Genomic DNA, 23,656 nt, shown 5'->3' with positions numbered 1-23,656 from the left:
CACCCCGGCCGGAACCGTACGACGCCGTCCCGCGGCTACGGTTCGCGGCCGCTGGTCGCCGCGTAGTACTGCAGGTCCTGGACCTCTACCTTGGGGTCCACCCGGTACGGGAGGTCGACCTCCGCCGCCGTCTCTCCGTCCCGGGCGACGTGGGCCGAGCTGGTGCCCGCCTTCAGCGGCAGCAGCTTGGAGTGGACCCCGGCGGGTGCGTCGTGACTGCCCCGGGCCGTGCCGACCGTCGTGCGCACGACCGCCGGTCCGGTGAGGAAGCTGAGCACCTCCACCGTGTCCCGGGACGGGGCGCTCCCCTTGCGCAGCGACATCACCAGTGACTGGTCGCCGGTCGGGTCGGCGTCCGCGAACTGCGTGCGGGCGCTGAGGTACAGCGTGTCCCGGACGATCTTCGGCCAGCCGCCCGTCTTGAAGCGGGTCAGGTAGTACGAGGTCAGGTCGAGGTAGGCGTGGCCGTTGTGCAGGGACGGCGCGAACTGGCTGCCCTCGGAGTAGTCGTTCCAGGTGGTGAGCTGGACCCAGTCGGCGTCGTCCTCGATGGCGCGCGTCCATGTGGCGCGCAGGGTCGCGGTGTTGCCCGCCTCGTCGTAGATGCCCTGGTTGGGGCGGGCGTCCTGGACCGATACGGGCTGCATCCAGATCTTGCCCATGCCGTGGGCCCGCTGGACGTCGCGCGTGGAGCTCTCCTGGCCGACGTAGCTGCGGCTGCCCCATTCGGAGAAGCCGTAGCTGATCGGGGCGAAGTCGCCGCTGTGGGCGCCGAAGTCGAGGAAGAGCGGCACGAAGGCGGTGCGGATGCCGTGGTCGGCCTTGAGGACGCGGATGACCTCGGTCCACCAGGCCACGTTCTTCGCCTCCGCCTTGAAGGGGGAGACGACGAGCCGGCCGTCGGGGAGCCGGTGCGCGGCGGAGGTGTCGGCGAGCGTGGCGATGGCCTCGGCGAGCACGCGGGGGTCGTCGGTCTTCAGCGAGGTCATGTCCGGCATCAGCATGATCTTGAAGGCCGGGTCCACCGAACGGGCGGCGGCCATCAGCAGGTTGGAGCGGTCCCAGTTCTTGCCGGAGAGGGAGAGCAGGTCGAGGGTGAAGCCGTCGATGCCGGCCGCCCGGGCGGTGCGGACCTCCTGCTGGAGGTTGGCGTACTCCCAGTCGCCGGTCTTGGGTGTCACGGGCAGGGGGCGGTCGCGCAGCAGGCCGCCGTACCGGCCGTGTTTTCCGCTCTCCCCGTCGGGGTTGAGGTAGTTGCGGGTGTAGTAGTCGTTGTCCGCGCCGGCGTTGTCGAGGGAGAGCGGGTACGGGGTGAAGTAGTGGGCGAACACCAGCTTCTTGCCCGCTTCGCCGGAGCGGAGGGCGGCCGGCTGGGGCATGTCGAAGGGCAGGGCCCCGGCGGGGCGCCCGGCCCCGGAGTCCACCGCGTCCTCGGGATCGCCCTTGCCCGCCGCGGCCTTGGTGGGCGGCGGGCTCTGCTCCGGCTGCGCGGGGGCGGCCGGGCCGGTGGCGGCGGGGCCGGGCCCGGTGGGCTGCGGGGCCCCGGGGCCGTGGGCGGTGGCGTTCTGCGCGGGGGTGCCGCTGAGCGGGTCCCAGGCGATGCCGGTGGCCGCGCAGACGCCGACGAGGAGGAAGGCGGAGAGCAGCAGGGCCAGCAGCGGCCGGCCGCCGCGAACGGCCGGCCGGCGCCCGTGCGACACGGGTCGCGCCGGCCGGTCCGTTCCGCGCGTTCTTCGTCGTGCTCGCCGGTCCGTGCGCCGGTCCGCTGTCATTCTGGCCCCTCCCGCGAATATGCCCCGGTGGGGCTGGACAGCAGTAGAGCCCATTACCGGCTTCCGGACAACCGTTCCCAGGGGCGGGGACCGGGCGTGCGGGGGCGCCGAACCGTGGCGCGGGAGGCCGGATTCCCCTTGGTCGGGGGGTTCGGAAGCCCGCGTGCGCCGCACGGCGCCGACGGCCGGGCGCGGTTGCCGTTCGAACCGTTTCATCGGGTCGCTGTAGGGGCGGCCACCCCCCTGTGGATCCGCGGTACGGTCCGGGCGGTGCTCGGCCCGTACGCGCGCGCCGTAGTTCGTGACCGACGAACGCGGGTGTCCGGGTGGCGCGGTCAGATCTTGCGCTCGAACACCCGGGTGCGGTGGCCCAGGGTCCGGCCGAGGGCGGCGGTGAAGTCCGGGTGCAGGGCCGGCCAGTCGTCGAACTCGAAGCCGAGGTGGGCGAAGGCGAGGCCGTCGTCGGTCCACTGCCACTGCGGGAGCGGGGCGCGGTGGGCGCAGGCCGCGCAGCCGAGGTCGGCGGCGCCCGTGGCGTTCCAGGCGTCGACGGCTTCGCCCGGCCAGGTCGGGTCGGCGCTGCGGCAGTTCGGGCAGATCGCGGCGGGCGCCGCGCTCAGGCCGGAGAAGAAGATCGTCCGTCCCACGACGACCTCCACCTCCCCGCAGGGCTCCTCCTCCGACTCCTCGGTCCGGGCGAGCCGGTCCCAGGAAGCCAGGTCGACGGCGTCCCGCCAGCGCGGACCGGCCAGGTGCACCACACCGCCGCGCCAGGGCACCGGGCGGATGAAACCCTCGGCCTCCAGCCACCCCCTGGCGCGCCCGCCCAGTGCCGCCGCCTCCTGCGCGGAGGCTTCCAGATCCACCACGGTCTGCCGGTAGGTCCCCACAGCGCTCCCCCTTCGTACTGTGGGGCCGACCCTACCGACCCCACCGACCCGCCGACGCCGGCGCCGGCGTGCGCCTCGTGGGTCTGACCTGGGCGGCAGCGGACCCCCTGATCGGAATGCGACATTCCCCTAGCGATACGGCGCAAGTGGCGCATAATCATCGTCACACGGCCGAAAGCTCCCTGTAGCCACGGCCGCGCTTGGTCACGCATGCGATGGGGGGCATCGTGCCGCTGAGGGAATCAGGGTCGACCGGACGGCTCCCGGCGACGTCCGCCGAGATGTCCCGGCTGCTCACCGCCGTCCGGCGGGGGCGGGTGCTGACCGTGGCGGGCGGCTTCCGCGAGCCGCGGAGCCTGCTGGTGCGGGAGATCGCGCGACGGCTCGCGTCCAACTTCTACGACGGGGTGGCGGTCGTCGACCTCGACCCGCTCGAAGGCGGCTACGGCGTCCGCGAACTGACGGCCGAACTGGGCTCCGTACCCGGCGTGCCCGCACCGCCCTGCGGGACGACGACGTACGCCGCGTCGTGGCTGGCCGAGCGGGACATGCTGCTCGTCCTGGACGGCACCGAGCAGCTCGGCCAGGACGCCCTGGCCTGGCTGCGCAAGCTGCTGGCCGTGGCGCCCGGCCTGCGGATCCTGGCCGCCGGCCGGTCGCCGCTGGCGTTCGACCAGGAACGCATCCACCGGCTCTGACCGGCCCGTCGGCGAACCGGTGCGGGCGGCCTCAGAGGGGGTCGGTCCACTCGTCGGACAGCAGTCCCAGGATCACCTCGTCCTCGAAGCCGCCGTACACCCAGGCCGAGCGGCGCAGGAGGCCCTCGCGGACGAAGCCGGCGGCGGTCGCGGCGGCGGTCATCGCCGTGTTGCCGGCGAGCGTCTCGATCTGGAGGCGGCGAAGGCCGCGCACCGTGAAGCCGTAGCGGCACAGCAGCTGGACGGCCTCCCGCCCCAGCCCCCGCCCGCGCAGGCCCGGCCGGAGGGAGATGCCGAGGTGGGCGCAGCGGTTGTGGGTGTCGATGCCCCAGAGCAGGGCCTCGCCGGCCAGGTCGCCGGAGGTCAGCTCGACCACGGAGAACACCGCCGCGTCCGCGGAGGGCGGGGCGGGCTCGTACGGGGAGTGCCCGCCGGTGGCCGGGCGGGGACTCCAGGGCCTGGAGTCCGCCTGCGAGCGGGTCACGACGTCGTCGTGGAGCTCGGCGTGCAGGACGGGTACGTCCTCGGGGAGGCGGGCGCGCAGGCCGGCCAGCTGTCCGCTGATCACCGGCTCTTCCTAGCCGCTGCCCCGGGCGGGCCGCAATGGGGTTTACCGCTGTCGGGCGGCGGGGCCGCAGACGGGTCCGCCCCGGCGGGCACGGGGCCGGCCGGGGCGGAGCGCGTCAACGGGTGTCAGCCGAGGAGGCCGAGCGCCTCGTTGAGGGTCGCGGACGGGCGCATGATCGCCGCGGCCTTCGTGGCGTCGGGCTGGTAGTACCCGCCGATGTCGGCCGGGGAGCCCTGCACCGCGATGAGCTCGGCGACGATGGTCTCCTCGCGCTCGGCGAGGGTCTTGGCGAGCGGCTCGAAGGCCGCGGCCAGCTTCGGGTCGTCGATCTGCCGGGACAGTTCCTGCGCCCAGTACAGGGCGAGGTAGAAGTGGCTGCCGCGGTTGTCGATGCCGCCCAGCTTGCGGCTCGGCGACTTGTCCTCGTTGAGGAAGGTGCCGGTCGCGCGGTCCAGGGTGTCGGCCAGCACCTGGGCGCGGGCGTTGCCGGTGGTGACCGCGAGGTGCTCGAAGCTGGCGGCCAGCGCGAAGAACTCGCCCAGGCTGTCCCAGCGCAGGTAGTTCTCCTTGACCAGCTGCTGGACGTGCTTCGGGGCGGAGCCGCCGGCGCCCGTCTCGAAGAGGCCGCCGCCGTTCATGAGCGGGACGACCGACAGCATCTTGGCGCTGGTGCCCAGCTCCAGGATCGGGAAGAGGTCGGTCAGGTAGTCGCGCAGCACGTTGCCGGTCACCGAGATGGTGTCCTCGCCGCGGCGGATGCGCTCCAGGGAGAAGGCGGTGGCCTCGACCGGGGAAAGGATCTTGATGGTCAGACCCTCGGTGTCGTGGTCGGCCAGGTACGTCTTGACCTTGGCGATCAGCTGCGCGTCGTGGGCGCGGTTCTCGTCGAGCCAGAAGACGGCCGGGGCGCCGGTGGCGCGGGCACGGGTGACGGCGAGCTTGACCCAGTCCTGGATCGGCAGGTCCTTGGTCTGGCAGGCGCGGAAGATGTCGCCGGCGGCGACCTCCTGCTCGATGACCGTGTTGCCCGCGGCGTCGACGACGCGGACGGTGCCCGCGGCGGCGATCTCGAAGGTCTTGTCGTGGCTGCCGTACTCCTCGGCCTTCTGGGCCATGAGGCCGACGTTCGGCACCGAGCCCATGGTGGCGGGGTCGAAGGCGCCGTTGGCGCGGCAGTCGTCGACGACGACCTGGTAGACACCGGCGTAGCTGCTGTCCGGGAGGACGGCGAGGGTGTCGGCCTCGTTGCCGTCGGGGCCCCACATGTGGCCCGAGGTGCGGATCATGGCCGGCATGGAGGCGTCGACGATGACGTCGGACGGCACGTGCAGGTTGGTGATGCCCTTGTCGGAGTCGACCATGGCGAGGGCCGGGCCCTCGGCGATCTCCGCGTCGACGGAGGCCTTGATCGCGTCGCCGTCGGGCAGGGCGCCCAGGCCGTTCAGGATGGCGCCGAGGCCGTCGTTGGGCGACAGGCCGGCGGCGGCGAGGGTCTCGCCGTAGCGGGCGAAGGTCTTCGGGAGGAAGGCGCGGACCACGTGGCCGAAGATGATCGGGTCGGAGACCTTCATCATCGTGGCCTTGAGGTGCACGGAGAACAGGACGTCCTCGGCCTTGGCACGCTCGATCTGGTCGTTGAGGAAGGTGCGCAGCGCGTCGACGTGCATGACGGACGCGTCGACGACCTCGCCGGCGAGGACCGGTACGGACTCGCGCAGCACGGTGACGGCGCCGTCGGCGGCGACGTGCTCGATGCGCAGGGTGCCGGCCTCGGCGATGACCGCGGACTTCTCGGTGGAGCGGAAGTCGTTCTCGCCCATGGTGGCGACGTTCGTCTTCGACTCGGGGACCCAGGCGCCCATGCGGTGCGGGTGCGTCTTGGCGTAGTTCTTGACCGAGCCGGGCGCGCGGCGGTCGGAGTTGCCCTCGCGCAGGACCGGGTTGACGGCGCTGCCCTTGACCTTGTCGTAGCGGGCGCGGATGTCGCGCTCCTCGTCGGTCTTCGGGTCGTCCGGGTAGTTGGGGAGGGCGTAGCCCTGGCCCTGGAGCTCGGCGACCGCGGCCTTCAGCTGCGGGATCGAAGCCGAGATGTTCGGAAGCTTGATGATGTTGGCTTCCGGGGTCTTCGCCAGCTCGCCGAGCTCGGCGAGGGCGTCGGCGATCCGCTGGCTCTCCTCGAGGTACTCGGGGAACACGGCGATGATCCGACCGGCCAGGGAGATGTCACGGGTCTCGACATTCACACCGGCCGTCGACGCGTACGCCTGGATCACAGGCAGGAAGGAATACGTCGCGAGGGCCGGGGCCTCGTCAGTGTGCGTGTAGATGATGGTCGAGTCAGTCACCGGATGCTCCGCTCCACAGTCTGCGTCTCTCGTCTGCAACATTGCTCGACATCAAGATATCTCGTGATCGGGCCGGTCAGCACAGCCCCCTGCCGCCAGTCGGCGAGACGCACGTCACGCGGGGTCCGGCGGCCCCGGAAACGGCGAGAGCGCCGCCCACGGCTGTTTCCAGCCGGGGCGGCGCTCAGGTGTACGGGCCCCGATCAGGCCCGTACGTCACCTCAGGCGGCGAGGACCTTCGGGTCCGGGCCGTACTGGTTCGGCTGCGGCTGACCGGCGGTGGCGGTCAGGACGAGCAGCCAGATGCCGCCGATGAAGGGGACGAACACGATGAAGTACCAGGCGCCGGACTTGCCGAGGTCATGCAGACGGCGGACGGTGAGGGCCAGGGTCGGTACGAGGGTGCCGAGGAGGTACAGGCCGACGATGATCGAGTTGGCGCCGATGACGGCGTCCAGGATCGCGAGGACGATCACGACGGCCACCTGGAAGAGGGTGAACATCCAGTACTCCTGGCGGCGTGCGCGGCCGGAGAACACGGCGTACTTCTTCAGGACGTCGGTGTAGTGGTTCATGAGGGTCCCCCCAGAGGACGGTGTGTTCGGCCCGTCCTGCTGGAGCAAGCCGGGGCAGAACTTATGCCCCCCTTACGTCGGGGTCAAGCCACTTACGGGGACGGCAAATCAGCCGGACTGCCCGATTTCCGGCACCGGAGTTACGCGTTCGGGACACAACCGCGGCGCCATGTCCCGGGACGTCCGAATCGTCCTCGCGAGAGGCCTACTTGACGCCCCGGGAGCCACCCGGATCGTTATTCACATCGTTACCGCGCCGCGACACCGCGGCCGCCGGCGTCAGCCGATGTGGAACGAGTCGCCGTAGACCTTCCAGTCGAGCGGCGTGTTCAGGTTGAGGTTGCCCTTCCGCAGGAAGACCCGCTGCGCGGTGTCGACCCGGCTGGTGTCGCTGTGCGCCTCCTCCTGCTTCATGGCCCAGACCCGGGCGTCGAGGAAGGCGTTCAGCCAGGCGGTCTCGTTGCCGCCCTGGGACGGCGGCTTGGCCTTGGACAGGGCGCGCGCCCGGATGCCGCGGAAGCTGGTGGGGTCGGTGCCGTCGCCGTGCATCACGATGGCGTCGTAGTAGATGAACTGGCCCAGGACGCCGACGCCGTCCGACTTGCCCTGCTTCACGGACGGGTTGAAGTAGACCCGGTCGCGCTCGCGGTCCTGGGCCTTCTTGAACTCGGCGTCCTGGGCGGCCTTCGCCCAGTCCCTGGTGAAGTTCGGATCGAGTCCGGCGTGCGAGTCGCTGCCGTCGACCTCGCGCAGGGCCGGCAGGTACTTGGCGAGCACGTTGCCCGGCTTGACCTGTGTGTAGTACTCGACGAGGTCGAGCATGTCGCCGGTGCCGGAGCAGAAGCCGATGATGCCGGCGGTGTAGCCGCGGCCGTCGCCTATGTCCTCGATGTACTTGTACTGCGCCTTCCAGTCCAGCGAGGAGTTCTCCGCGCTGGAGACGATCTTCATGGCGATCTCCTTCTTCGCCGGATCGTCGAGCCCCGCCGCCGCCGGCGCCGCGGTCAGCCCCGTACGGGCGGCGTCGGGCGGGGCGGCGGTGGCGTGGGCGGCGACGGGGACGGCGAGGAGCGCACTGCCGAGCAGGGCTCCGGTCACCAGCATCTTGCGGTGGGGGGTGAACACAAGGCCTCCATGGGGGGAGTTGAGGCGTCCCGGCTTCGTTAGGAAACTTTACTACCAGAGCCGAGAGAGCCTCAAGACCCGCGCGTCCACCGTCAACTGCCCCGCCCGTTCAGCCCCGCCGCAGCAGACGGTCCGTCAGCAGTGCTTTGGCGTGCGGCCATTCGGGCCGGGTGATGCTGTAGACGGCGGTGTCCCTGATGTGGCCGTCGCGCATCACCATGTGGTGGCGCAGCACTCCCTCCTGGGTGGCGCCGAGTCCGGCGATCGCCGCCCGCGACCGGGCGTTGCGCACGTCGGTGAGGAGTTCGACCCGGTTCATGCCCAGGTCCTCGAACGCGTGGGTGAGCATGAGGAGTTTGGCCTCGGTGTTCAGCCCGGTCCCCTGCCGGGACGCCCCGAGGAAGGTGAAGCCGATCTCCAGCCGCCGGAACTGGGTGCTGATCGCCATCAGCCGCGTGGAGCCCACGACCGCGCCGGTCGCGGGGTCCACCGTCGCGTACGGGATCTGCGTGCCCGCCGCACGCGCCGCCAGCGCGTCCTCGATGAAGGCCCGTATGCCGTCCGGGTGCGGGACGATCGTCACCGGGAGCTCCCACAGGCTCCCGTCCCGCACCGCCTCGCACAGTCCGTCGTGGTGCCGGTGCGCCAGCGGCTCCAGCCGTACCTTCTCGCCGAGCAGTTCGCCGTCCATGGGTGTGTGCCGTCCGCTCTGTCGATCTTCGAATGACAGGCGGACCCTACTCGGCGGGTGCTCCCCTCCTCGCCGGGTTTTCCCGGACTCAGAGCCAGCCGTTGCGGCGGAAGCCCCGGTGGATGACGAAACAGGCGAGCGCCATGACGCCGAGGACGAGCGGGTAGCCGTACGTCCAGTGCAGTTCCGGCATGTGGTCGAAGTTCATGCCGTAGACCCCGCAGACCATCGTGGGGACGGCCACGATGGCCGCCCATGCCGTGATCTTGCGCATGTCCTCGTTCTGGGCGACCGTCACCTGCGCGAGGTGGGCCTGGAGGATGGAGTCCAGGAGGTTGTCGTAGGCGCCGATCTGTTCGGTGGCCCGGGTCACGTGGTCCGCCACGTCCCGGAAGTACGCGCGGATCTCCGGCGGGATGACCGGTATCGGCTGGGTGGCCAGCTGCTGGAGCGGGCGGCTCAGCGGAGCCACCGCCCGCCGCAGCTCCAGGAGTTCACGCTTGAGCTGGTAGATCCGGCCCGCGTCGCCGCGGCCGCCGTTCTCGCTGAACACCGCGGTCTCGACGGCGTCGATGTCGTTCTGCACGGCGTCCGTGACGGCCACGTAGTCGTCGACCACGTGGTCGGCCATGGCGTGCAGGACCGCCGCGGGCCCCCTGAGCAGCTGGTCGGGAGCGGCCTCCAGCTCCTCGCGCACCGGGCCGAGGGTGCCGCGGCCGCCGTGCCGGATGGTGATGACGAAGTCCTGGCCGGTGAAGGCCATCAGCTCGCCGGTCTCCACCACCTCGCTGGTCGCGGTCAGTTCCTCGTGCTCGACGTAGCGCACGGTCTTGAAGACGGAGAACAGCGTGTCGCCGTAGCGCTCCACCTTGGGGCGCTGATGGGCGTTCACGGCGTCCTCGACGGCGAGGGGGTGCAGGCCGAACAGCTCCGCGAGCCCGGCGAGCTCGGACTGCGCCGGCTCGTGCAGGCCGATCCAGACGAAGCCGTCGCCCGTCTTGCGGACCCGGCGCAGCGCCTCCTCGACCTCGGCGCAGTCGTCCTGCCGTACGCCCTCGCGGTAGACGAGGCAGTTGACCACCGAGCTGCCGAGCGGGGAGCGGGCGGGGTGGCTGAGGTCGACGGCCCGCCGGTAGCCGCGGCGCACGGCCCGGCGCAGGTTGCTGAACATGGACAACGGCGTACTCCCCTTCGGCGGATCAGCGGCCAGTCTGCCATCGCCGCCGGACCGCCCGTGCCCGGGCCCACCCCCCCCGGACCCGGGCCCACCGGCCGACGGGCCCCGGGGGCGGGGCCCCGGACCCGGTCGGCGGGGGCCTCAGACCCGGTCGATGAACACGCTGGTCGACTTCACCCGCGCCGTGGCCCGCGCGCCCACCTCCAGGCCGAGTTCCTCCACCGCCTCCCGCGTCAGCAGCGACACGATGCGGTGCGGACCGGCCTGGATCTCCACCTGCGCGTCGACCGTGCCCAGCTTCACCCCGGTGACGATTCCCGGGAAGGCGTTGCGTGCCGAGGTGTGGGCGGCCTCCTCGCCCTCGGCTCCCTCCTGCGCGGCCTCGACGCAGAACGCGGCCAGGTCCGGCCCGTCCACCATCCTGCGGGTGCCCTCGCGGTGGGTGGGGAAGCGTTCGGCGTCCGCCCAGCGCCGGGCGGTGTCGATGCTGACGCCGAGCAGCCGGGCGGCCTGGCCGATCGTGTAGGACTCCATGGTCGGCAAGCCTATGCGCCGGCCCGGGCGAGACCGGGTCAAGGGCCGCGCAGTGCCTCCGCGGCCGCCGCCGCGACGACGTCGGCGACCAGTGACAGGGACGGTGAGTCCAGCTTCCACTGCTGCCAGTAGAGCGGTACGTCCATCGGCCGCCGGGGCACCACCAGCACCAGCTCCCCCGCGCGCACCAGTGGCTCCGCCTGCTGTTCGGGCACCAGCCCCCACCCCAGCCCGGCGACGACCGCGTCGCGGAAGCCCTCCGACGTCGGCACGTGGTGCCGCACCCGCCCCGCCCCGGCCGTCCCGTCCCCGGTCAGCGAGCGGACGAAGGCGTCCTGGAGGTCGTCCTTGCGGTCGAAGACGATCGTCGGCGCCTCCCGCAGGTCCCGCTCCGGCGTGTGCGTCAGGTACCGGGCGGCGAAGGCGGGGCTGGCCGTCGGCAGGTACCGGGCCAGTCCCAGCATCCGTACGCTGCACCCGGCCACCGGGTCCGGGGAGGAGGTCACCGCCGCCATCACCTGCCCCTCGCGCAGCAGCGCCGTCGTGTGCGACTCGTCCTCGCGGTGCAGCTCGATGCAGACCGGCGGGTCCTGCGGGACCCGCGTCAGCGCCGGCAGGAACCACGTCGCGAGGGAGTCGGCGTTCACCGCGATCGGCAGCCGCACCGGGCCCCGCTCGTCGGCCATGCCCAGCTCGGCGCGCGCGTCCCGCTCCAGCCGGGCCAGCTGCCGGGCGAAGCGGACCACCACCTCACCGGATTCCGTCGCCCGCACCGGCTTCGTCCGCATCAGCAGCACCCGGCCGGTGCGCTGTTCGAGGGCCTTGACGCGCTGGCTGACCGCCGACGGCGTCACGTGCAGGGCGGCCGCCGCCGCGTCGAAGGTGCCCTCGTCGACCACGGCGAGGAGGGTGCGTACCTGGTCCAGGGGAAGCTCGTCCATCACGAGCGCTAATGGTACGTAAAAATCTTTAGCTGTACTGAAAGGTGCTGGCTGCCTACGGTCGGAGCCATGACACACGGCATCACCACCGCGGCCCTGGCCGGCTTCGGCACCGGACTCTCCCTCATCGTCGCCATCGGCGCGCAGAACGCCTTCGTCCTCCGTCAGGGCGTGCGCCGCCACGCGGTCCTCGCCGTGGTCGCCATCTGCGCCCTCTCCGACGCGCTCCTCATCGCCCTCGGCGTGGCCGGCGTCGGGGCGTTCGTGACCGCCTGGCCCGCCGCCCTGACCGCCGTGGGGCTGGCCGGGGGTGCCTTCCTCGTCTGTTACGGGGTCCTCGCCGCGCGCCGGGTGCTGCGGCCCGTCCCCGGCGCCGCCCTCACCGCGGAGGGAGCGGCCTCCGGGTCCGCCCGCCGGGCCGTGCTGACCTGCCTGGCCATGACCTGGCTCAACCCGCACGTCTACCTCGACACCGTGCTGCTCGTCGGATCCCTCGCCGCCGACCGCGGCGACCTGCGCTGGGCCTTCGGCATCGGGGCCGGCCTGGCCAGCCTGACCTGGTTCGCCGGCCTGGGCTACGGCGCCCGCCTGCTGAGCGGCCTGCTCGCCCGCCCCTCTGCCTGGCGGGTCATGGACGGCCTCGTCGCGGCGACGATGGTCACCATGGGCGGCCTCCTCCTGGCCCGCGCGTAGCCCTCCCGGGGCGCAGCAGACAACCACGGCAAGTCCACCGAACGGCCGGGCCGCAGGCCGCAGGCGCGCAGGCCGCCAGGCCGCGGGGCCGCAGGCCGCCAGGCCGCAGGGCCGCCAGGCCGCCAGGCCGCGGGGCCGCAGGGCCGCGGGGCCGCAGGGCCGCAGGGCCGCAGGGCCGCAGGGCCGCAGGGCCGCCAGGCCGCAGGGCCGCCAGGCCGCAGGGCCGCCAGGCCGCAGGGCCGCCAGGCCGCAGGGCCGCCAGGCCGCAGGGCCGCCAGGCCGCCAGGCCGCCAGGCCGCCAGGCCGCCAGGCCGCCAGGCCGCCAGGCCGCCAGGCCGCCAGGCCGCCAGGCCGCAGGGCCGCCAGGCCGCCAGGCCGCCAGGCCGCCAGGCCGCAGGGCCGCCAGGCCGCAGGCCGGGGGTGTTGGGGTGCGCCGCGGCGCATTCGCATGTCGGCGGTGGGGCGGCCTGGCGAAAGCGGCATAGTGCTCCTGCCGACGACCCGAGCCCCAGGAGCCCGCCGTGCCCGAAAGCCCCTCCCCCGCCCGGCCGGCGCCGCTCGTGGCCGCCACCGGGATCGTCCTGGACACCTGCGGGCGGGTCCTCGTACTGACCGCTTCACGCGGGACGGACACGGACCTGCCGGGCGCCACGGTCGAGGTCACCGAGACGCCGGAACAGGGGCTGGCCCGCGGCCTGCGGGAGGAGCTGGGGCTCGCCGTACCGGTCGGCCGACTGCTGGCGGTGGACTCGCGGCCGCCGGGCCCGCCCGGACCCACCGGCCGCTCCCTGATCGTGCACGTCCACCTCGTGGGACCGCTCCCGCCCCGGGAGGCCGCGGCGCTCGCCGGAGGGCGCTGGCTGCGGCCGGAGGAGGCCTGCGCGGTCCTGCCCGCCCGGGTCGCGCCCCGGCTGCGCGCCGGACTGGCCGCCCTGCACACCGGTTCCTTCGCCCACCTGGTCGACGGTGTGCCCCAGCCGGGCTCGCCCGCCGGTCTGGATCCGGTCCGGCGGGCGGCCCTGGAGCACGCGGGCGAACTCGACGCGGCCAGCCACCGGGCCAGCCGGCCGAAGGCCCTGACCGCGGCGAGCGTGGTGTTCACCGCCGCCGACGGCCGGATCCTGCTCGTGCAGCCCGCGTACGGCCGCACCGACCGCTGGAACCTGCCGGGCGGCGGCATCGACAGCGACCTCGGCGAGATCCCGCGCGCCGCCGCCCGGCGGGAGGTCCGCGAGGAGCTCGGCCTCGACCTGGCCCCGGGCCGTCTGCTCGCCGTGAACTGGTCGCACAAACCCGGCCGTCCGGCCCGCATCCGCTTCCTCTACGACGGCGGCGTCCTCGACGCCCCCACCCTCGCCCGGATCCGGCTGGACCCCACCGAACTCCTCCAGTGGCGCACCGTCCCGCGCGAGGAACTCCCCGCCCTGGTCAAGGGCGCCCTGCGGCGCCAGATCACCGCCTGCCTCGACGCCCGGGCGAGCGGCGCCGGCCCGCTGGAACTCCACGCGGGCCGCCCCTAGGGGGTGTCTTGTCGATCAGGCCGGATCAGGGAGCGTCGGATCGTGCCATGGGGTCTCCCCAGGCCCGAAGGGCCGAGGGGAAGGATCGCGAGGCGGACGAGGGAGGCGACGCGGAGCGTCGTCGACCGAGGACAACGCGGCGAGGCGCGGCCCCATCCGCCGCGAGCCCGGCCTGACCGGCAAGACACCCCCTGGACCCGCCCTGCGGGGCCGCGGAGCCCGGGTTAACGTCGGCGGCATGGACGGTGATCGCCGAGGGTGGCGCCAGTGCTTGCTCAGCGGGGCGGTGTTCGCCGTGTGCATGGCCGGCACCACGCTGCCGACCCCGCTCTACGGCCTCTACCAGGAGAAGTTCGGGTTCTCCGAGCTGGTGGTGACCGTCGTGTACGCCGTGTACGCCTTCGGGGTCATCGGCGTGCTCCTGCTGGCGGGCAACGCCTCGGACGCCGTCGGCCGCCGGCCGGTACTGCTGGCGGGCCTCGGGTTCTCCGCGGCCAGCGCGGTCTGCTTCCTGTGCGCCACCGCGATGGGCTGGCTGTACGCCGGACGGCTGCTGTCGGGTCTGTCCGCCGGGCTGTTCACCGGAGCCGCCACGGTCTACGTGATGGAACTCGCGCCGCCCGGCGGGGCCTCCCGGGCCACGTTCGTGGCGACGGCCGCCAACATGGGCGGGCTGGGCTGCGGGCCCCTCCTCGCCGGTGTGCTCGCGCAGTACGCCCCCTGGCCGCTGTACCTGCCGTTCGCCGTGCACCTGCTCCTGGTCGCCGTCTCGGCCGCCGTCGTGCTGGGGCTGGACGAGACCGTACGGGAGCGGCGGCCGCTGAGCACCGTTCGGCCGCAGCGGCCGGGCGTGCCCCCGCAGGTGCGGTCGGTGTTCGGGCCGGCGGCGATCGCCGCGTTCGCGGGCTTCGCGCTGTTCGGGGTGTTCACCTCGGTCAGCCCGGCCTTCCTCGCGCAGTCCCTCGACGTGACCAATCACGCCGTGAGCGGGCTGGTCGTCGCGTTGGCCTTCTTCGCCTCGACCGCCGGACAGCTGGCCGTCGGCCGGGTCGGGGTGGGGCGGTCGCTGCCGCTGGGCTGCGCGGGGCTGCTCGCCGGGCTGGCGCTGCTCGCGGGCGCTCTGGTGTGGGACCTGCTGGCGCTGGTGGTGGCGAGCGCGGTGGTCGGCGGGGTCGGGCAGGGGCTCGCGTTCCGCGGGGCGCTGGCGGCGGTGGCCGCGGCCTCGCCGCCGGACCGGCGCGCGGCGGTGATCTCGACGCTGTTCGTCGTGGCCTACGCGGGCATCTCGGTACCCGTGATCGGCGTCGGACTGCTCGTGGACCCGATCGGCCTGGAGGGCGCCGGGCTGGTGTTCATCGCGTGCATGGCCGCCCTGGTCGGGGCCGCCGCCGTCTACCTGACGCGTCGGCCGGTGCCCGCGGACGCGTGAGCACCGGCCCGTGCGCGTGCGGGGGCGGGAACACCGCCGCCCCGCGGCGCGGAGCGGCGGGGCGGCGGCGACACGGGTCGGGCGGGATCAGACCGCCGGAACCGGGTAGGTCGGGTACTCCACGCCGGAGACGTGCTGGACGACCCGGATGACCTGGCACGAGTAGCCGAACTCGTTGTCGTACCAGAGGTAGAGGATCGCGTTGTCGCCGTCGACCTTGGTCGCGCCGGCGTCGACGATGGACGCGTGGCGCGAGCCGACGAAGTCCATGGAGACGGCGTCGGGGGCGGTGGTGAAGTCGATCTGGCGCTTCAGCGGCGAGTTCAGCGAGACGTCGCGCAGGTGGTCGAGGACTTCCTCACGGGTGGTCTCGCGGCCCAGGCGCAGGCTGAGGATGGCGATCGAAACGTCCGGGACGGGGACGCGGATCGAGCTGCCGGTGATGGGCGCCTTGAGGTCGGGCAGCGCCTTCGCGACGGCGGAGGCGGCGCCGGTCTCGGTGATGACCATGTTCAGCGGCGCGGAGCGGCCGCGGCGGTCGGCCTTGTGGTAGTTGTCCAGCAGGTTCTGGTCGTTCGTGAACGAGTGGACGGTCTCGACGTGGCCGCGCAGGACGCCGTACTCGTCGTCCATGGCCTTCAGCGGCGGGACGATCGCGTTGGTGGTGCAGGACGCGCAGGACAGGATGCGCTCGTCCGGCTTGACGGTGTCGTGGTTGACGCCGTGCACGATGTTCGGGACGTCGCCCTTGCCGGGGGCGGTCAGGACGACCTTGTCGATGCCGGGGCGCAGGTGCTTGGACAGGCCCTCGCGGTCGCGCCACTTGCCCGTGTTGTCGATGAGGATGGCGTCCTTGATGCCGTACGCCGTGTAGTCGACCTCGGAGGGGTCGTTGGCGTAGATCACCTTGATCGCGTTGCCGTTGGCGACGATGGTGCTGTTGGCCTCGTCCACGGTGATCGTGCCCTGGAACTGGCCGTGGATCGAGTCGCGGCGCAGCAGCGAGGCGCGCTTGACCAGGTCCTGGTCGCCGCCGCCGCGGACGACGATGGCCCGCAGGCGCAGGCCCTTGCCGGAGCCGGCCTTCTCGATGAGCAGGCGGGCGACCAGGCGGCCGATGCGGCCGAAGCCGTACAGGACGACGTCGCGGCCCTCGCTGCGCTCCAGCTTGTTCTCGCCCGTGGCGCCGGCGACGGCCTGGGCGGTGAACTCCTCCACCGACAGGCCGTGGTCGTCGGCCTTGTACGTGGCGGCGAGCATGCCGAGGTCGATCTGCGAGGGACCGAGGTCGAGCGCGGTGAGCGCCTGCAGGAACGGCATGGTCTCGGTGACCGACAGCTCCTCGCCGTCGATCTGCCGGGCGAAGCGGTGGGTCTTGAGGATGCTGACCACCGATTTGTTCACCAGGGAGCGGCTGTGGAGCAGGATGTTGACGTCCCGCTCCCGGTGCAGCTTCCCGATGATCGGGATCATCGCCTCCGCGATCTCCTCGCGGTGGTTCCAGTTGGTGAACGAGTCCTCGTTGACAGTCACAGGCTTTATCTTTCGAGCTAGGCGGCGCTCATATGCTAACCCCACTACTCATTGGCCGCTTAAGGGGTACCCGCCCAAGTGCACGGCGCCCCGGTTTGCAGGGATTCACCCTGGTACGCGGCACCGCTCAGAACCTCTTGCGCAACCTCAGTCCCATCGGGCGGCCGTCGGGGTCGACCAGGATCCGGTGCAGCGGGCGGGCCAGCAGCCTCCGTCCGGCGGGCAGGTCCGGAGGACCGTAGGGGCGCAGCCGCCCCGGCGGGCGGGGGCCGCTGCGGCCGCCCTCGTACCAGGCGTCGAGCGCAGCGGCCGCCGCCCGGAAGGCCTCGAAGGCGGCGACGGGATCGCACAGCGAGCCGTCGGGGTCGGCGTCGCCTCCGTCGCCGTCCGGAAGGTCCAGGTGCTCGCGCATGAGCTCCAGGCGCAGCTCCCGGGCGAAGACGCGGGCGCCGTCCCCCAGGCCGCCCGGGTCCCGCGGACTGCGCGGGTCCGGGCTCTCGTCGTGGACGGCGCAGCCGAGTTCGGAGTCGTGGGTCCACGAACGGAGGTTGATGTTGTCGGACCCGACCGAGGCCCACACGTCGTCGATCACGCACACCTTGGCGTGGACGTAGACGGGCGTTCCGGCGTGGTTCTCCAGGCCGTACACCGCGACCCGGTCGCCGCCGGCGCGGCGCAGCTCGGCCAGCGCGTTGATCCGCCCGATCAGGTTCATCGGCAGGGTGAGCGTTCCGTCCTGGTCCGGGAAGGTGGGGACGACGCCGATCATCCGCAGCTCCGGATTGCGGCGCAGCGCCTCGGCGAAGCCGGCCACCACGCGGGGCGACCACAGGTACTGGTCCTCCAGGTAAATGAGCGCCCGGGCCCGTCGCAGCGACTTGAGGTAGCCGCGCGCGATGCTGCGCTCGCCGTCGGGGGCGAAGGGGTAGCCGAGGAGGAGACGGTTCGGGTAGGTCCGCAGCAACTGGACGGTGTGTGTGCCGCAGGGCTCCGGATCCGCGGTCTGGGGCGGCAGCCGGTCCGCGTGGACGTCCTCGCGGTGCATCCGCTCCCGCAGGCGGGTGAGGGGGCTGCGGGTGAGCGGCGCCGGGTCCTCCCAGCGTTCGCGGAAGACGGCCTCGACGTCACCGACGACCGGCCCTCGCAGGGCGAGCTGGACGTCGTGCCACGGCGGGTGCGGCCCGTAGGCGGCGGCCAGGGGCAGTGACTGGCGGTCGCCGCGGTGCTCGGCGTCGTCGTTGCGGTTGTGGCACAGGTCGATGCCGCCGACGTACGCGACGTCCCGCTCGGGGTGGTCCCGGTGGCGCAGCACCACGAGCTTCTGGTGGTGGGAGCCGCCGGGCCGGACCCGCATGTCGAGCAGGCATTCGCCGCCGGCCCGCGCGATCTCCTTGCCGAAGCTGAGGTTCTCCTTCTCGCTGAAGTGGAGGCTGTCCAGGTGGGAGCGCCACAGCAGTCCTTTGACCACGACGCCGCGCTCGGCCGCCCGGCACAGGACCGCGCCGATCTCGGTGCCGGGCCCGTCGAGCCGCTCGTCGGGGTCGCCGCGCCAGTCGGTGAACAGGAGCAGGTCCCCTTCGCGCATCGCGTCGACGGCCGCCAGCAGCTCGGCGAAGTACGAGGCGCCGTGGACCAGCGGCCGCGCCTGGTTGCCCCAGGACCAGGCGGCGCCGTCCGCGCGCCGGTCGTCCAGGCGGGTCGCGGGGTTGCCGCGTTCGCCGCGCACCAGGAGCCACTGCACACGGGTCATCGGGCCGGCCTCCCGGACTCGTCCCGCCGGTCGACGAGGATCATCGCCACGTCGTCCGCCAGCTGGTCCTCGGTGTGGCGGACCAGTGCCTGGCACAGCCGGTCCAGGAACTCCCGGGGCCCGCGGTCGGGCATCGCCTCCATGGCCTCCGGGAGGGCGAAGAAGGCGTTGCCGCGGTCGCGGGCCTCGTTGACGCCGTCGGTGTGGAGCAGCAGGCGGTCGCCGGGCAGGAAGGCGTAGCTGTCCCGGGTGCCGGGCGGGCCGGCGATGAACTCGCCCAGGCCGAGGGGCGGCAGCGGAGTGCTGGGCATCAGGGCCTGGACCCTGCCGTCGCGCAGCAGCAGCGGCGGCGGATGGCCGCGGTTGACCACCTCGACCACGTGCCTGTCGGGCACCTGGGCCACGACCGCGGTGACGAAGCCCTCCACGAGCGCCTCCTCGTCGACCGCGCCCGGTACGGCGGCGTCCCGGCGCATCGCCGCCTCGCAGTGCCTGATGACGTCCACCAGGTCGTCCTCGTAGTACACGGCCTCCCGGAACGCGCCCAGCACGGCCGCGGCCGTGCGCACGGCGGGCAGGCCCTTGCCCCGTACGTCTCCGACGATCATCCGGATCCCGTACCGGGTCTCCATGGCCTCGTAGAGGTCCCCGCCGATCTGCGCGCCCTTCTCGGCCGCGAGGTACAGGCTGGCCGCGCGCAGGGGGCCCAGCCGTTCGGGGACGGGCCGTAGCAGGACCTTCTGCGCCGCCGAGGCGATCCGGCGGACCTGGTTCAGCTCGCTCGCGCTGCGTGCGCGGGCCATGCGGCTGGTCGTCACGCTGGCCACCGACACCAGGAAGAGGGCGAGGAAGTTGCTGTAGACCTGCTGGTTGCCCCACGCCTGGTTGTACGTGGCCGTGGCGATGCTCACGGCCACGGCCAGGGCCGCCGCGGCGACGGTGCCCCTGGGGCCCATGGTCACCGCGGCCAGCGCGGGCGTGGCCACCAGGAAGGGCCCGGTGTACAGGACGTGTGCGGGCGTGAACTCCATGACCAGCACCAGGAGCGCGATCACGAAGGGCACGCACTCCGCGAGGACGAAGAGGACCTGATGGTGACCGCCGCCTCCCGGTCGGGGAGAGGAGCGGATGGGCACCCGCATGCATACAGCCTGCGCCGTCGGGCCTCGTCACCGCCACTCGCCGCGACACCGGGCGGCGGCACGCGGCACCACGCCGCCCGGGGCGGCGGCGGCCGGGGCGGCGGCGGCCGGGGCCGTGGCGCGCCTCCATACGGCCGACCTTGCGGTGTCCCCGGAGTAGGGCGGCCGACCGGCGGGCATGTCCTTGCGTGCGCACACCGGGGAACGCGTCCCGGGCCGTGGAGCACCGCAGCCGCACGCGCGAGTGTGAGGAGAAGCAGGTGAGCAGCAGTCCCGCGGAGGGGCCCGCGGAAGAGTCCGCGGAAGGGCCCGCCCCCCTGCCGGACCCCGCCGGCGGCGGGCCCGGGGTGTCGCGCGCGCAGTTCGAATCCCTCTTCGCCTCGGTCAGCACATGGGGCCGGTGGTCCCCGGCCGACCGCGGCGCCTGGAACCGGGTCACCGCGGATCACGTGCTGCGGGCCGCCGCCCTGGTGCGGTCCGGCACGACGGTGCCGCTGGGCCTGCCGTGGAACACCCGCTCCGGACCGGACAACGGCAGACCGGCCCTGCACTACATGTCCGACCTCGGTGACGTGCAGCCCGCGGAGCCCGCCACGTACAAGGACTTCATCGCCGCCGACTACCACGGCAAGGCCGTGAGCCACCTCGACGCGCTGTCCCACGTCGCCTACCGGGGCCGGCTCTACGACGGCCGTCCGGCGCGGGAGGCCGTCGACGCCGGGGGCGCCCGCTTCGGTTCGGTGGAGGCCCTCGGCCCGCTCGTCACCAAAGGCGTGCTCCTCGACCTGCCGGCCGTCCTCGGGACGCGGTGGCTGGAACCGGGCCACGCGGTCCGCGCGCGGGACGTCGCCGCCGCGGAGCGGGCGCTCAGGGTGGCGATCGACGAGGGCTGCGCCGTACTGCTGCGCTCCGGCCGTTTCCGGCGGCGGCGGGAGCTCGGCCCCTGGGACGCCGACGCGGCCTGCGCGGGCTTCCACGTGGACGCCGTGCCGCTGCTGGCCGAGCGCGGGATCGCCCTGCTCGGCGGTGACGGGGACAGCGACGTGCGCCCCTCGCCGGTCGAGGGGGTGCACTCCCCCGTCCACGCGCTGGCCGTCGCCGCCATGGGCGTGCCGCTGCTGGACAACCTGGACCTGGAGGCCCTCTCGGCGGCCTGCGCCGAGGCGCGGCGGTACGAGTTCATGATCGTCGTATCCCCGCTCAGGGTGCCCGGCGGGACGGGTTCGCCGGTCAATCCGGTCGCGGTCCTGTGATGAAGGGTCAACACTGCAAGAACGGATCCATCCGACCATATTCATTTAAAAGCGGAGGAATATACTCGAACAGCACTCGCTCGGTGCGAACATCCCGGTGCGGCAGGCGGCACGGCAAGGGGAAGTGGTGCAGATGGGGGTCACGGGAGGCCAGATCAGCCCCGTACGCTCCCGTGAGCGGTTCCTGCTGGGCGAGTCGGTCGAGGGCAGCGTCCGCGGCCCCATCCTGAACTCGTGGATGCGCAGCCGGATGCTGGGGCTCTCACCGGAGCAGACGGACCTCCCGTACACGGACGACTTCGACCCCGACAGCCGGCTCGTCCGGGCGGCCGAACCGGTTCTCGACCAGCTCCAGTCCAGGTTCTCGGGCAGCCAGATGAACGTCTCCCTCGCCGACGGGAACGGGACCGTACTGCAGCGCCGGTTCGGGGAGCCCGCCCTGGCCGGGCGGCTGCCGCCGATCCAGAGCGTCCCCGGCTTCGTCTTCGCCGAGCGCTACGCGGGCACCAACGGCATCGGTCTCGCGCTCGCCGAGAGGCGGCTGTGCCAGGTGTACGGCGCCGAGCACTTCGCCGAGCGGTCCCAGTCGAACGCCTGCTCCGCGACGCCGATCCGCGACCAGTTCAGCGGCCACATCGTCGGCGTCCTCTGCTTCGGGTACCCGCGCAGCTACGAGGATCCGGCCCTGCCGGTCCTGGTCCGCCGGGCGGCGGAGTCCATCGAGCGGCGGCTCATGGAGCAGAGCTCGGCGCGTGAGCGCGCCCTGCTGCGGACGTACCTCGACGCCCGGCTCCGCGCCCGCGGCGGGGAGGCCGCCGACGACGGGCAGCTGATCGGACTGGACGAGCTCACCGACGGCGGCCTGGACCGGCAGGACCAGATGGTCCTCAAGGCGAAGGCCACCGAACTCATCTGCTCCCCGCAGCGGGCCGCCGTCGAGGTGTCCCTGTCCCACGGGCGCGGGGTCACCCTCCTGAGCAGCCCGGTCACGAGCCTGTCCGGGGTGGAGGGCGTCGTCGTCGAGGCGGTCCTCACCGGCGAGTCCCCGCCGGCGCACCATCTCGCCGCCTCGAAGCCGACCGCCTCCGCCCTCGGCGCCCTGGCCCTCGCCGCCACGGAACGCGCCGAGTCGCTGACCTGGCACCTCGCCGACGCCTCCGCCCGGGGCGACGGGCAGACCGGCCCGACCGCCGACCCGACCGCAGGCCCGACCGCGGGCCCGGCAGCCGGCCCGACCACCGGCGTGGACGACGCGGCCGACGCCCCCGGCGCGGTCCGGGGCCTGGTGCTGGTGGGCGAGCCCGAGGTGGGCAAGTACGCCGTCGCCGCGCGCCGCCGCCTGGAGCTGCTGGCCGAGGCCAGCACCCGGATCGGCACCACCCTGGACGTGAGCCGCACCGCCTGGGAACTCGCCGAGACGGCCGTGCCGCGTCTGGCCGACTACGTCACGGTCGACCTGGCCGGGGCCGTCCTTCGCGGCGAGGAGTCCGCCCACCCGCAGGCCGAGCTGCACCGCACGGTGGTCCACGGCATCCGCGACGACTGCCCCTTCTACCCCGTCGGCCACCAGGTGCGGCTGGACCCCGGCACCCCCCACATGCGCTGTCTGGAGGGCGCGCCCGCCGTTCTGGAGACCGACCTCCAGGCCACCACTCCTGCCTGGATGGTCCCGGGCCTCGACCACGCCCGGGGAATCCTGGCCCACAACGTGCACTCCATGATCTGCGTCCCGCTGCTCGCCCGCGGCGTACTGCTCGGCATCGCCACCTTCTACCGCTCGGAGGACCCGGCCCCCTTCGGCGACGACGACACCCGGCTGGCCCAGGAACTGGCCGCCCGCGCCGCACTCTGCATCGACAACGCCCGCCGCTACACCCGCGAGCACACCCTCGCCCTGGCCCTGCAGCGCAGCCTTCTCCCGCGCGGCCTCCCCGAGCAGGGGGCCGTGGAGGTCGCCCACCGCTACCTGCCCGCCGAGTCCGGGGTGGGCGGCGACTGGTTCGACGTCATCCCCCTCTCCGGCACCCGCGTCGCGCTGCTGGTCGGCGACGTCGTCGGGCACGGACTGCACGCCGCCGCCACCATGGGCCGGCTGCGCATCGCGGCACGCAACTTCGCCGAGCTGGAGCTGGCGCCCGACGAGCTGCTCACCCACCTGGACAACCTCTTGGTGCGCCTGGACCGGGAGGAGGACGACGCGAGCGCCACCGGCAGCAACGGCATCGTCGGCGCCACCTGCCTGTACGCCGTCTACGACCCCACCTCGCAGGTGTGCACGATGGCCCGCGCCGGCCACCCCCCGCCCGCCCTGGTCGCCCCCGACGGCAGCGTCGCCTTCCCCGACCTGCCCGCCGGACCGCCCCTCGGTCTGGGCGGGCTGCCCTTCGAGACCGCCGAGATCCGCCTCCCCGAGCACAGCACGCTGGTGCTGTACACCGACGGTCTCGTCGACGGCCGCCACCGCGACATCGACGTGTCGCTCGACCAGCTGCGCCACGCGCTGGCCCACCCGGACCGGAGCCCGGAGGACACCTGCCGGGCCGTCATGGAGGCCGTGGCTCCGGAGCATCCGGGCGACGACGTCGCGCTGCTCGTCGCCCGCACCCGTGCCGTTCCCGCCGACCGGATCGCCACGTGGGACCTGGCCCCGGACCCGTCCCTCGTCTCCGACGTCCGGGGCGCCGCCACCCGCCAGCTCGCCGACTGGGGGCTGGACGAACTCGCCTTCGCCGCCGAGCTGATGCTCAGCGAGCTGGTCACGAACGCGGTCCGCTACGGCAGCGAGCCCATCCAGGTCCGGCTGATCCACGACCGGACCCTGATCTGCGAGGTCTCCGACGGCAGCAACACCGCCCCCCACCTGCGGCGGGCCGCCACCACGGACGAGGGCGGCCGCGGCCTGTTCCTCGTCGCGCAGCTCTCCCAGGCCTGGGGAGCCCGGTACACCGCCCGGGGCAAGGTCATCTGGGCCGAATGCGCCCTGGACGCGGCATGACCCGCAATGTCCGTCATGTGGCGAT

General features: G+C 73.1%; 19 protein-coding genes. 6 read left to right on the top strand and 13 right to left on the bottom strand.

All coding sequences use genetic code 11. The features are described from left to right. Nucleotides 1-35 precede the first annotated feature (35 nt). Nucleotides 36-1,700: a glycoside hydrolase family 71 protein gene (locus IG86_RS0115940; RefSeq protein WP_030897369.1), complete on the bottom strand. Its 1,665-nt coding sequence runs from the start codon at nt 1,698-1,700 to the stop codon at nt 36-38. A 407-nt stretch (nt 1,701-2,107) separates the two neighbouring features. After that, the gene (locus IG86_RS0115935; protein ID WP_030828308.1) at nt 2,108-2,662 is read right to left on the bottom strand and encodes a hypothetical protein; all 555 of its coding nucleotides are present in this window, start codon (nt 2,660-2,662) and stop codon (nt 2,108-2,110) included. Nucleotides 2,663-2,889: 227 nt separating this feature from the next. Here IG86_RS0115935 and IG86_RS0115930 point away from each other — a divergent pair, with 227 nt between their 5' ends. Continuing rightward, nucleotides 2,890-3,360: a hypothetical protein gene (locus tag IG86_RS0115930; RefSeq protein WP_157854833.1), complete on the top strand. Its 471-nt coding sequence runs from the start codon at nt 2,890-2,892 to the stop codon at nt 3,358-3,360. A gap of 31 nt (nt 3,361-3,391) precedes the next feature. On the opposite strand, the gene IG86_RS0115925 is transcribed toward IG86_RS0115930, so the two are convergent. From IG86_RS0115925 to IG86_RS0115890, 8 genes are all read right to left on the bottom strand, one after another. Next, a complete protein-coding gene (locus IG86_RS0115925; protein WP_030828305.1) occupies nt 3,392-3,928 on the bottom strand; it encodes a GNAT family N-acetyltransferase in 537 nt (178 codons plus the stop codon). Between the two features lie 125 nt (nt 3,929-4,053). Beyond that, nucleotides 4,054-6,273: an NADP-dependent isocitrate dehydrogenase gene (locus IG86_RS0115920; RefSeq protein ID WP_030828302.1), complete on the bottom strand. Its 2,220-nt coding sequence runs from the start codon at nt 6,271-6,273 to the stop codon at nt 4,054-4,056. 221 nt (nt 6,274-6,494) lie between these two features. Further along, on the bottom strand, nt 6,495-6,848 hold the full coding sequence (locus IG86_RS0115915) for a DUF805 domain-containing protein (protein ID WP_030828299.1): 354 nt from the start codon (nt 6,846-6,848) through the stop codon (nt 6,495-6,497). 279 nt (nt 6,849-7,127) lie between these two features. Next, nucleotides 7,128-7,952 carry a chitosanase gene (locus IG86_RS0115910; protein ID WP_030828296.1) on the bottom strand — a complete coding sequence of 275 codons (825 nt, stop codon included), beginning with the start codon at nt 7,950-7,952 and terminating at the stop codon, nt 7,128-7,130. Between the two features lie 130 nt (nt 7,953-8,082). Beyond that, the gene (locus IG86_RS0115905; protein WP_030828293.1) at nt 8,083-8,664 is read right to left on the bottom strand and encodes a GNAT family N-acetyltransferase; all 582 of its coding nucleotides are present in this window, start codon (nt 8,662-8,664) and stop codon (nt 8,083-8,085) included. 88 nt (nt 8,665-8,752) lie between these two features. Next, the gene (gene corA / locus IG86_RS0115900; protein ID WP_037848960.1) at nt 8,753-9,835 is read right to left on the bottom strand and encodes a magnesium/cobalt transporter CorA; all 1,083 of its coding nucleotides are present in this window, start codon (nt 9,833-9,835) and stop codon (nt 8,753-8,755) included. A gap of 147 nt (nt 9,836-9,982) precedes the next feature. After that, nucleotides 9,983-10,375 carry a TOBE domain-containing protein gene (locus tag IG86_RS0115895; RefSeq protein ID WP_030828288.1) on the bottom strand — a complete coding sequence of 131 codons (393 nt, stop codon included), beginning with the start codon at nt 10,373-10,375 and terminating at the stop codon, nt 9,983-9,985. Between the two features lie 38 nt (nt 10,376-10,413). Further along, nucleotides 10,414-11,316, bottom strand: a complete 903-nt coding sequence (locus tag IG86_RS0115890) for a LysR family transcriptional regulator ArgP (RefSeq protein WP_030828285.1) — start codon at nt 11,314-11,316, stop codon at nt 10,414-10,416. A gap of 69 nt (nt 11,317-11,385) precedes the next feature. Between IG86_RS0115890 and IG86_RS0115885 the strand changes: the two genes are divergently transcribed. The 3 genes from IG86_RS0115885 to IG86_RS0115875 all read left to right on the top strand — a co-directional run bounded on the left by IG86_RS0115885 (nt 11,386) and on the right by IG86_RS0115875 (nt 14,958). Further along, nucleotides 11,386-12,009 carry a LysE/ArgO family amino acid transporter gene (locus IG86_RS0115885; RefSeq protein WP_030828283.1) on the top strand — a complete coding sequence of 208 codons (624 nt, stop codon included), beginning with the start codon at nt 11,386-11,388 and terminating at the stop codon, nt 12,007-12,009. Between the two features lie 521 nt (nt 12,010-12,530). Next, the gene (locus IG86_RS45370) at nt 12,531-13,529 is read left to right on the top strand and encodes an NUDIX domain-containing protein (RefSeq protein ID WP_107056243.1); all 999 of its coding nucleotides are present in this window, start codon (nt 12,531-12,533) and stop codon (nt 13,527-13,529) included. A 238-nt stretch (nt 13,530-13,767) separates the two neighbouring features. Beyond that, a complete protein-coding gene (locus IG86_RS0115875; RefSeq protein ID WP_030897364.1) occupies nt 13,768-14,958 on the top strand; it encodes an MFS transporter in 1,191 nt (396 codons plus the stop codon). An 87-nt stretch (nt 14,959-15,045) separates the two neighbouring features. Here IG86_RS0115875 and IG86_RS0115870 read toward each other — a convergent pair whose 3' ends face one another. The 3 genes from IG86_RS0115870 to IG86_RS0115860 form a co-directional block, all read right to left on the bottom strand. Next, nucleotides 15,046-16,491, bottom strand: a complete 1,446-nt coding sequence (locus tag IG86_RS0115870; RefSeq protein WP_030828277.1) for a glyceraldehyde-3-phosphate dehydrogenase — start codon at nt 16,489-16,491, stop codon at nt 15,046-15,048. 127 nt (nt 16,492-16,618) lie between these two features. After that, nucleotides 16,619-18,241 (bottom strand): phospholipase D family protein, encoded by a 1,623-nt coding sequence (locus IG86_RS0115865; RefSeq protein ID WP_030897361.1) that lies wholly within the window; start codon nt 18,239-18,241, stop codon nt 16,619-16,621. After that, entirely contained in the window at nt 18,238-19,383 is a 1,146-nt protein-coding gene (locus IG86_RS0115860; protein WP_030828269.1) for a PP2C family protein-serine/threonine phosphatase, read from the bottom strand. Before IG86_RS0115860 ends, IG86_RS0115865 begins: the two co-directional genes overlap by 4 nt. Nucleotides 19,384-19,700: 317 nt before the next feature. On the opposite strand from IG86_RS0115860, the gene IG86_RS0115855 reads away from it, so the two are divergent. Next, nucleotides 19,701-20,636, top strand: a complete 936-nt coding sequence (locus IG86_RS0115855; protein WP_030828267.1) for a cyclase family protein — start codon at nt 19,701-19,703, stop codon at nt 20,634-20,636. Nucleotides 20,637-20,769: 133 nt separating this feature from the next. After that, nucleotides 20,770-23,631: a SpoIIE family protein phosphatase gene (locus IG86_RS0115850; RefSeq protein ID WP_030828265.1), complete on the top strand. Its 2,862-nt coding sequence runs from the start codon at nt 20,770-20,772 to the stop codon at nt 23,629-23,631. The last annotated feature ends 25 nt before the right edge of the window (nt 23,632-23,656 follow it).

Source organism: Streptomyces virginiae (assembly GCF_000720455.1).
GTDB classification, from domain to species: Bacteria; Actinomycetota; Actinomycetes; order Streptomycetales; family Streptomycetaceae; genus Streptomyces; species Streptomyces virginiae.
This window is presented reverse-complemented; position numbering and strand designations above follow the sequence as displayed.